Origin of the sequence: Niallia laureatilytica (genome assembly GCF_046613985.1) — a bacterium.
Classification (GTDB): domain Bacteria; phylum Bacillota; class Bacilli; order Bacillales; family Cytobacillaceae; genus Niallia.
The window spans coordinates 47,053-55,680 of record NZ_JBKKHP010000017.1 but is presented as its reverse complement, the minus strand read 5'-3'; the positions used below and the strand labels follow the sequence as shown (position 1 = coordinate 55,680).

Genomic DNA, 8,628 nt, shown 5'->3' with positions numbered 1-8,628 from the left:
CATTCCAGGTCTTTTTTAATTATGAGCGGTGTCTCATTAATGGGAATAATAGTACATCTCTGATAGATGGTGCATTTGTCAATAGCATAACTAGTCTGTCGATACCGATACCTAGTCCACCTGTTGGAGGCATACCATATTCAAGCGCCTCTACAAAGTCGTCATCCATTAGATGAGCTTCATCATTTCCTTGCTCTCTTTCTTTCAGCTGTGCTTCAAATCTTTCTCTTTGATCAATTGGATCATTTAACTCTGTAAATGCATTCGCATGCTCTCTACCTACGATAAACAATTCGAAACGATCAGTGAATCGCGGATCCTCATCATTTTTCTTCGCTAATGGTGAGATTTCAAGCGGGTGCCCGAAAATAAATGTTGGTTGAATCAGCTTCTCTTCTACTCTTTGCTCAAAGAACTCATTAACTATATGTCCATAAGTCATGTGCTCATTGATTTCAATATTGTTTTCTTTAGCTAGTTTTCTTGCTTCCTCTACTGACATCTCAGGCCAGAAATCAACACCTGTATATTGTTTAATTGCATCAACCATATGAAGTCTTGTCCATTCTGGTTTAAGATCTACTTCATATTCTCCGTATGGTATTGTTGTCGTACCATGAATTTCTTGAGCAATATGTGCAACTAAATTTTCTGTCAGACTCATGATATCACGGTAATCAGCATACGCTTCATAAAGTTCAATCATTGTAAATTCAGGATTATGTCTAGTAGAAACCCCTTCGTTCCTAAATACACGGCCTATTTCATAAACCTTCTCCATACCGCCGACAATTAATCTTTTCAGATGTAGTTCAATCGCAATACGCATGTATAACGGCATATCTAAAGCATTATGATGTGTAATAAACGGACGTGCAGATGCACCACCTGCAATCGAATGCATCATCGGTGTTTCTACTTCTAAATAACCATGGTCGTCTAAGTATCTGCGCATAGCCTGAATAATTTTACTGCGAAGAATAAATGTATGCTTGCTTTCTTCACTAGAAATTAAATCAAGATAACGCTGACGGTAGCGCTGTTCAATATCTTTTAATCCATGGAACTTATCAGGAAGCGGGCGCAATGCTTTTGTAAGCAAAGTGAAATCCTTAACCTTTATAGACAGCTCTCCAACATTCGTTTTAAATAGAGTTCCTTCCACTCCGACAATATCCCCTAGATCTACTGTGTTAAAAATTGCGTATTGGTCCTCTCCAACAGCATCTTTTCTAACATAAAGCTGGATTTGTCCTGCAAGATCTTGAATATGAGCAAAACCTGCTTTACCTTTTCCTCTTTTAGTCATTACTCGTCCTGCAAGAGAAACAATAATCCCCTTCTCTTCAAGTTCTTCCTTAGAAAGAGAATCAAATTGGCTTTTTAACTCCTCCGATAAATGGGTACGTTCAAATCTTTTGCCGAAAGGATCTATACCTTGATCACGAAGATCAGTCATTTTGTTTCGTCTAACTTGTAATTGGTCATTTAAATTCAATTCTTCATGACTCATGCTTAAATCAACTCCACCATCTTTATTTATGTATGACACCTTTTAAGGTAGTCGTGACTTTAATTACATACTTTATTATTCTACACAATGTTACAACTACAGACACTAAAAAAGAAAAAAAACCGCCAGTTTTTTTCACCGGCAGCCTTTTGGTCGTGTATGAAATAAGAAATAAGGTATTATCCTACTTGAATTTCCCTTTCTTTCGCTTCTTCTTCCAATACTAAACCATTTAATAACGAAACGAGCTGCTCGCGAGTTTCACATTCATTCACTCCATTGCGTGCTTTCGCATTTCCTCGAATACCCTTTAAGTACCAGGCTGCATGCTTTCTCATTTCTCTAACGGCGATATATTCATCTTTTAAATTTATTAAACGATCTAAATGAAGGATACAAACATCTATCTTTTCACGTACAGATGGTTCACCTGCAAGCTTCCCTGTTTCAAGATAGTTTACAGTACGATAGATCATCCATGGGTTTCCTAAAGCAGCTCTGCCGATCATTACTGCATCACAACCAGTTTCATCAAGCATTCTTTTTGCATCTTGGGGCGTATTAACATCTCCATTCCCAATCAGCGGGATGTTGATGGATTGCTTAACCTCACGGATAATATCCCAATTCGCTTGGCCCTCATACAATTGCACACGTGTCCGTCCATGCAGTGCTACTGCTGAACCACCAGCACGCTCCACTGCCTGGGCATTGCGCACAGCATATATATGCTCTTCATCCCAACCCATGCGCATCTTTACTGTAACTGGCTTATCTACCGCTTCAACTACAGCTGATACCATATCATATATTTTGTTGGGATCAAGCAGCCATTTAGCTCCTGCATCGCATTTCGTAATTTTAGGAACAGGGCAACCCATGTTGATATCAATAATATCAGCATTAGTATTCTTATCAACAAATCGAGCAGCCTCAACCAACGTTTCCTTTTCTCCGCCGAAAATCTGCAAGCTTAGAGGATTTTCTCTTTCATCTATATATAACATGTTCATTGTTTTTTGATTTTTTGAGACAATCCCTTTATCGCTGATCATTTCTGCACAAACTAAACCTGCGCCGAATTCCTTTACTGTTAAGCGAAATGCCGAGTTAGATATTCCTGCCATTGGCGCTAAAACAACACGGTTATTCATCTCAACATTGCCTATCTTAAACAAATTTTTACCTCCCTTTGTTTTCAGCTATTAATATTCGGATCTAGCTCTTCTCTGCTTATCTTTAACACTTTAACGATTGAATCAATTATCTCATCAGAGGGAACTCGGTTACCTCTTTCTATTTCTCCTAATATAGATACAGACACAAGCAGTTCTTTAGCAAGATTCTCTTGTGTATATCCTTTTAGTTTTCGAAAAGCTCGAATACGTCTTCCCCATTTTTCTGATGTCTCCATACTCTTACTCCTTCTTTATCCTGCAAAAGCTCTAGACTTTCTTGTAAACGTGTGGATTTATTCGGTATCTTCACGAAAGGAGCTATCTCTATTAATGGAATTAGAACAAAAGCCCTTTCCTCTATTCTTGGATGTGGAACAATTAGCTTCTCTGATTCTATATTTTCGTGATTATACAATAAAATGTCAAGGTCTATTGTCCTTGGGCCCCATTTAATTATCCTTTTCCTTCCAAGTTTTTGCTCAATACTTTGGCAAACTTCTAATAATGCAAACGGCGATAATGAAGTGCATACTTCAACAGCTATATTTAAGAACATTTCCTGATCCCTATAACCTACAGGATCTGTTTCATAAATGGAGGAAACACTTACCACTTTTATATCCTCGTATTGGTTCAGCTTTCGGACGGCTTCCTCCAAATTCTGCAATCGATTGCCTATATTTGATCCTAATGATAAGAACGCCGCGTTATTCATCCGCGCTTCCTCGTTATCTCAACAGAAACAGATTGATAATGACCCGGAATTGGCGGGTCCGGCTTAATCACGCGTACCATCACACTAAAAATGCGCTCGTAGCTACCCAGCAACTTTTGTGCTATTGCCTCTGCAACAGACTCAATCAGTTTAACAGGGTCACCTTCTACAACTTCCTTCACATCGAAATAAAGCTGTCCATAATTAATGGAATACTCCAGATTATCAGTAGTTCCTGCTTGTTGTAGATCTGTCTCAACTTCTAGGTCAATAATAAATCTTTGCCCCAGTTTTGTTTCTTCTTTGAAAACTCCATGATACCCATAGAACTCCATTTTGTTTAATGCTATCTTATCCACCGTACTGCCCCTTTCCCATTAAAGCATCCATCATACGAGCCATTCTTGTCATCTCCTTGACATCATGCACCCGGATAATTTGGCAGCCTTTCTGAATTCCAAAACATACAGTTGCACCAGTGCCTTCTAGTCTTTCCGCTACTGGCAAGTCTAAGATCTTTCCAATCATGGACTTTTTAGAGGTGCCAAGCAGCACAGGGTAACCTAGTGCTACGAGCTTGTCCAAATTACGCATCATTTCAAGGTTATACGTTAAATCCTTCGCAAAACCAATACCTGGATCAAGAATGATTTTGTCTTTTTTCACACCCGCTTTTACGGAGATATCAATACTTTCGTTCATATCAGCAATAACATCTTCTACAAATGATTGATAGTCCTTGTCATTGCGATTATGCATAAGCACAATCGGTGCATCATACTCTACAGCTACAGCTGCAATTTCTGGTTCTCGTTTTGCTCCCCAAATATCATTAATAATATGAGCCCCGGATGCCATAGCTGCTCTTGCAACCTTTGCCTTATAAGTGTCAATGGAAATAGGAACGTCTACTTCATTCGAGATCAACTCAATGATAGGAGCAACCCTTTCTATTTCCTCTTCTGCAGAGATTTCTGTATACCCTGGTCTTGTTGATTCTCCGCCAATATCTAAAATATCCGCGCCGTTTTCAACCATTTCCTGAGCATGCAATAGTGCTTTGTCTCGCTCGTTATACTTGCCCCCATCTGAGAAGGAATCTGGATTAACATTTAATATGCCCATCACAATTGTTCTTTCTTGAAACGGCAGTTTGTACTTCCCGCATTTTATATTCTGCATCCTTATCTATGTCCTCCTAACTCATCAATTGACCATAAGTATGAACAATTATCTTTATATCTTGTATAGAGCATCTGCACAATGGGACCACTGACTCCTTTGTACGATTCTGACCCAATACTTTTGATTGCGACAATTTCCTGAATGGAATTTGTGATAAATACCTCATCTGCCTCCAATAAATTTTCCTGCTTATATAGTCCTTCCCGCACCTCTAACCCTGATTGAGCTGCCAACGCTAGGATAAACCGTCTAGTAATTCCGTTCAATATACCTGTTTCCACACTTGGAGTATATAAAATCCCATTTCTTATCCAAAATAAATTAGATGTTATCCCTTCAGCCACGTAACCTTCTTTTGTCAAAAAAAGTCCCTCCATCTGAACATCCTCACCTATCTCTCTCTTAGCTAAAAGGTTATTCAAATAATGATGGGACTTCAGTCTTTCATCACCCTCAGGAGTATTCCGCCGTATCCTCAGCCATTCCGCTTTTTTCTCTCCAAGTGATTCACCGGTTTGCAATGATTTCATATACATTATAACGTTTGGTTCGGTATAAGAGGATGTTTGAAGTCCTATACCACCGATTCCGGCCGAAACATTAAAGCGAATATATGCATTTTCCAGCTTATTTTCATTCAATAATCGCTGAATGATTTGATTTGTTTCTTCTCTGTAAAAGGAACGGTCTATATTCAGCTGCCTTAACCCTTTATTAAGCCGGCCCAGATGACTGTCCAATAGGAACGGATGTCCTCTGTATGTGCGGAAAGTTTCAAACAGACCAGCACCGTACATAAACCCATGATCGAAAACAGAAATCTGTGCCTTTTCGTGAGGGATGATTTCTCCATTTATATAAATATACACTATCAGGAAGCAGCCCCTTTTTTATATAACTCAACAAAGTTGGCTAGAATATCCATACCAGCTGTTGTCATGATTGATTCTGGATGAAATTGCACTGCCTCTATAGGAAGCTCCTTATGGCGCAGCGCCATTATTTCCCCCTCCTTAGTCCATGCAGAAACTTCCAGACAGTCAGGCAAGGAAGTTTTTTCGACAAGAAGAGAATGATATCTTGTTGCTGGGAAGGGGTTCGGCAAGCCTTCAAATATAGTCTTATTATCATGGTAGATTGGAGAAGTTTTGCCGTGCATTAAATTTTCAGCTCGGATTACCTTTCCACCGAATGCTTGAGCAATTGCTTGATGTCCTAAACACACACCAAAGATAGGCAACTCTCCAGCAAATGCACTTATCGCCTCAAGACTTATCCCCGCCTCATTTGGCGTACAAGGTCCTGGAGATATCATTAAGTATTCAGGATTTACTCTTCTGATTTCTTCTAAAGAAGTTTTATTATTGCGGCTGACAGTCAGATCACTGCCTAATGAACCTAAATACTGCACAAGATTATACGTAAATGAATCATAATTATCGATCATATATATCATTTCTTCACCTATTTCTCTTCTGCCAGTTCTTTCGCATTCCATAGAGCTCTGGCTTTTTTCATTGATTCCTTATACTCATTACTTGGGACAGAATCTATGACAATCCCAGCCCCAGCTTGTACATACGATTTCTTATCTTTCACAAGCATCGTTCTAATCATAATATTTAATTCAATATCTTTATTAAAACCAATCCAGCCCATTGACCCGGTATAAGGTCCTCTTCTTACAGGCTCGAGTTCTTCAATAATTTCCATTGTTCGTATTTTCGGGGCTCCTGTTATCGTTCCTCCCGGGAACATACTGTCAATCAGGTCATATTCATCATACTTAGCAGCTAATTTCCCACGGACATTAGAAACAATATGCATCACATGAGAGTACTTTTCTATTGCCATGAACTCATCAACTTCAACTGAACCGTACTCACAAACCCTTCCTAGGTCATTCCGTTCGAGATCAACGAGCATCACATGCTCTGCCCGTTCCTTTTCACTGTTAATGAGTTCATCAGCAAGCTTCTGATCCTCATCATTATCTTTACCTCTCGATCTTGTGCCTGCAATCGGGCGAGTACTAACCTCATCACCTTTTTTCTTCACTAACAGCTCAGGCGAACCGGAAACAAGCTGAAAATCAGGTGTGTGAAAATACCCCATATACGGTGATGGGTTGAGGATGCGCAGCTGATTATACACTTCCAAAGCTGAAACGTTTAGTGACTTCATTTGGCGAACAGACAAGTTTACTTGAAAAACGTCTCCTTGAGAAATATATTCTTGTATTTTCCTGACTGACTGTTGAAATTCATTATCCTTAATAGAAACCTCTTGTCCCATTGTTTTTTCAGGAGTCAGCATTTGGTGTTCAACTTTCCTGTTCTCCTGTAGCTTTTCCACTGCTTTATCTATTCTATCTTCCACTTCGGAGGAAGTTGCTTCTGTGTATAAGGCTGACAGCCATAATTTGTTTTCCTTCAGATCATAAACAAACCAATTATCAAAAAGCATAAAAAATACATCTGGTGTTTCTAAATCATCAACTGCAATATTCGGGATTTCTTCAATATAGCGGATATAATCATAGCTTATGAATCCAATCGCTCCCCCTTGAAACTCTGGAGATTCATGGTTAGCTTCTACTTCATACTCCTTCATTATCTGTTTAACTGTATGGAGCGGATTGCCTTTATGTATAGTTGTTCCCTCTATGCCCACTACTTCTAATGTATTGTCTTTTCCGATCATCGTGGCAATAGGGTTCATTGCAGCAATGCTGTATCTTCCACCCCTGCCGCTTTCCAAGATGGCATAATACTGTGATTCTTGGGATAACTGAATGAACTGCTCATAAAATTGAGCATATGAAATACTTAAACTCTTGCTGAAAACCTTAAATTTTTTCAATTCACTCTCGCTCCTTCTATTTCTCTTTTATCATCATACATGATGAAGCAGAGGAAAAACAAAAAAATTTGCCGGCATTTTTCAGGTGGCCGTCTATATTGCTAAGCAAAAAAAGACAGCCCACCGGCTGTCTTTTTCTTGCATGATTACTCTTCATCAAATTGGTATAAAGCTGTGCTCAAATAACGCTCTCCGTTACTTGGAATTACAGCCAAGACTTTTTTGCCTTTTCCTAGTTCTTTAGCAACCTTAATGGCAGCATAGATAGCAGCACCAGAAGAGATTCCACCAAGAATACCTTCTTCTTTACCTGCTTTTCTAGCATATTCGAATGCTTGATCTGTTGTTACTTGAATAATATCATCATAAACTTCACTATTCAGGATTTCTGGCACAAAACCTGCCCCAATTCCTTGAATTTTGTGAGGACCTGGTTTTCCTCCAGATAATACCGGAGAATCCGTTGGTTCTACTGCATATATTTTAATATCATTATATTTTTCTTTTAATACTTCTCCGGCTCCTGTAATTGTTCCGCCAGTGCCAATTCCTGCGATAAACGCATCTAAGCCTTCATCACCAAAAGCTGCCACGATTTCTGGACCAGTAGTGCTTCTATGAACTTCAGGATTAGAAACATTTTTAAACTGCTGTGGTAGGAAATATCCATTTTCTTTAGACAATTCTTCCGCTTTGCGAATTGCGCCACCCATGCCCTCAGGTCCTGGTGTTAATACTAGTTCTGCACCGTATGCTCTTAGCAAGTTACGGCGCTCCAAGCTCATTGTTTCAGGCATAACAAGAATTGCTTTATATCCTTTTGCAGCTGCAACCATTGCTAAGCCAATCCCTGTGTTTCCGCTAGTAGGCTCAATAAGTGTGCTGCCAGGCTTCAAATCACCGCTCTGCTCAGCAGCTTCAATCATCGCTAGAGCAATACGGTCTTTAACACTGCTACCTGGATTCATATATTCTAGTTTAAGATATACATCTGCACTTGCTTCATCTGTTAAACGGTTTAATTTTACAATAGGAGTTTGACCTATTAAATCTACAACTGAATTAGCTATACGAGTCATTCTTAATCTCTCCCTTATCTCTTAATCCGAGTATCTTAATTGGTATTCTATTAATTATTAATTTATCAATGAATGCCCATTTTGTCAATTGATTTG

The 8,628-nt window shown here is 39.1% G+C and carries 10 protein-coding genes; all 10 read right to left on the bottom strand.

All coding sequences use genetic code 11. From position 1 onward, the window contains the following. Positions 1-19 precede the first annotated feature (19 nt). The 10 genes from lysS to cysK all read right to left on the bottom strand — a co-directional run bounded on the left by lysS (position 20) and on the right by cysK (position 8,532). Positions 20-1,513, bottom strand: coding sequence for a lysine--tRNA ligase (gene lysS, locus ACLIJJ_RS24905; protein ID WP_237940529.1), 1,494 nt, complete (start codon positions 1,511-1,513; stop codon positions 20-22). 179 nt (positions 1,514-1,692) lie between these two features. After that, positions 1,693-2,691: a tRNA dihydrouridine synthase DusB gene (gene dusB, locus ACLIJJ_RS24900; protein ID WP_233318750.1), complete on the bottom strand. Its 999-nt coding sequence runs from the start codon at positions 2,689-2,691 to the stop codon at positions 1,693-1,695. 20 nt (positions 2,692-2,711) lie between these two features. Then, positions 2,712-2,927, bottom strand: coding sequence for a helix-turn-helix domain-containing protein (locus ACLIJJ_RS24895; protein WP_233318752.1), 216 nt, complete (start codon positions 2,925-2,927; stop codon positions 2,712-2,714). After that, positions 2,876-3,406 (bottom strand): 2-amino-4-hydroxy-6-hydroxymethyldihydropteridine diphosphokinase, encoded by a 531-nt coding sequence (gene folK / locus ACLIJJ_RS24890; protein WP_237940527.1) that lies wholly within the window; start codon positions 3,404-3,406, stop codon positions 2,876-2,878. Before folK ends, ACLIJJ_RS24895 begins: the two co-directional genes overlap by 52 nt. Then, positions 3,403-3,765: a dihydroneopterin aldolase gene (folB, locus tag ACLIJJ_RS24885; RefSeq protein WP_251648007.1), complete on the bottom strand. Its 363-nt coding sequence runs from the start codon at positions 3,763-3,765 to the stop codon at positions 3,403-3,405. Before folB ends, folK begins: the two co-directional genes overlap by 4 nt. Continuing rightward, positions 3,758-4,588, bottom strand: coding sequence for a dihydropteroate synthase (folP, locus tag ACLIJJ_RS24880; protein ID WP_233318759.1), 831 nt, complete (start codon positions 4,586-4,588; stop codon positions 3,758-3,760). Before folP ends, folB begins: the two co-directional genes overlap by 8 nt. A gap of 2 nt (positions 4,589-4,590) precedes the next feature. Further along, entirely contained in the window at positions 4,591-5,460 is an 870-nt protein-coding gene (pabC, locus tag ACLIJJ_RS24875) for an aminodeoxychorismate lyase (RefSeq protein WP_233318761.1), read from the bottom strand. A gap of 2 nt (positions 5,461-5,462) precedes the next feature. Further along, positions 5,463-6,047, bottom strand: coding sequence for an aminodeoxychorismate/anthranilate synthase component II (gene pabA, locus ACLIJJ_RS24870; protein ID WP_411411847.1), 585 nt, complete (start codon positions 6,045-6,047; stop codon positions 5,463-5,465). Positions 6,048-6,055: 8 nt separating this feature from the next. After that, entirely contained in the window at positions 6,056-7,453 is a 1,398-nt protein-coding gene (locus ACLIJJ_RS24865) for an anthranilate synthase component I family protein (protein WP_233318766.1), read from the bottom strand. 146 nt (positions 7,454-7,599) lie between these two features. Next, a complete protein-coding gene (gene cysK, locus ACLIJJ_RS24860) occupies positions 7,600-8,532 on the bottom strand; it encodes a cysteine synthase A (protein WP_233318769.1) in 933 nt (310 codons plus the stop codon). Between the last annotated feature and the right edge of the window lie 96 nt (positions 8,533-8,628).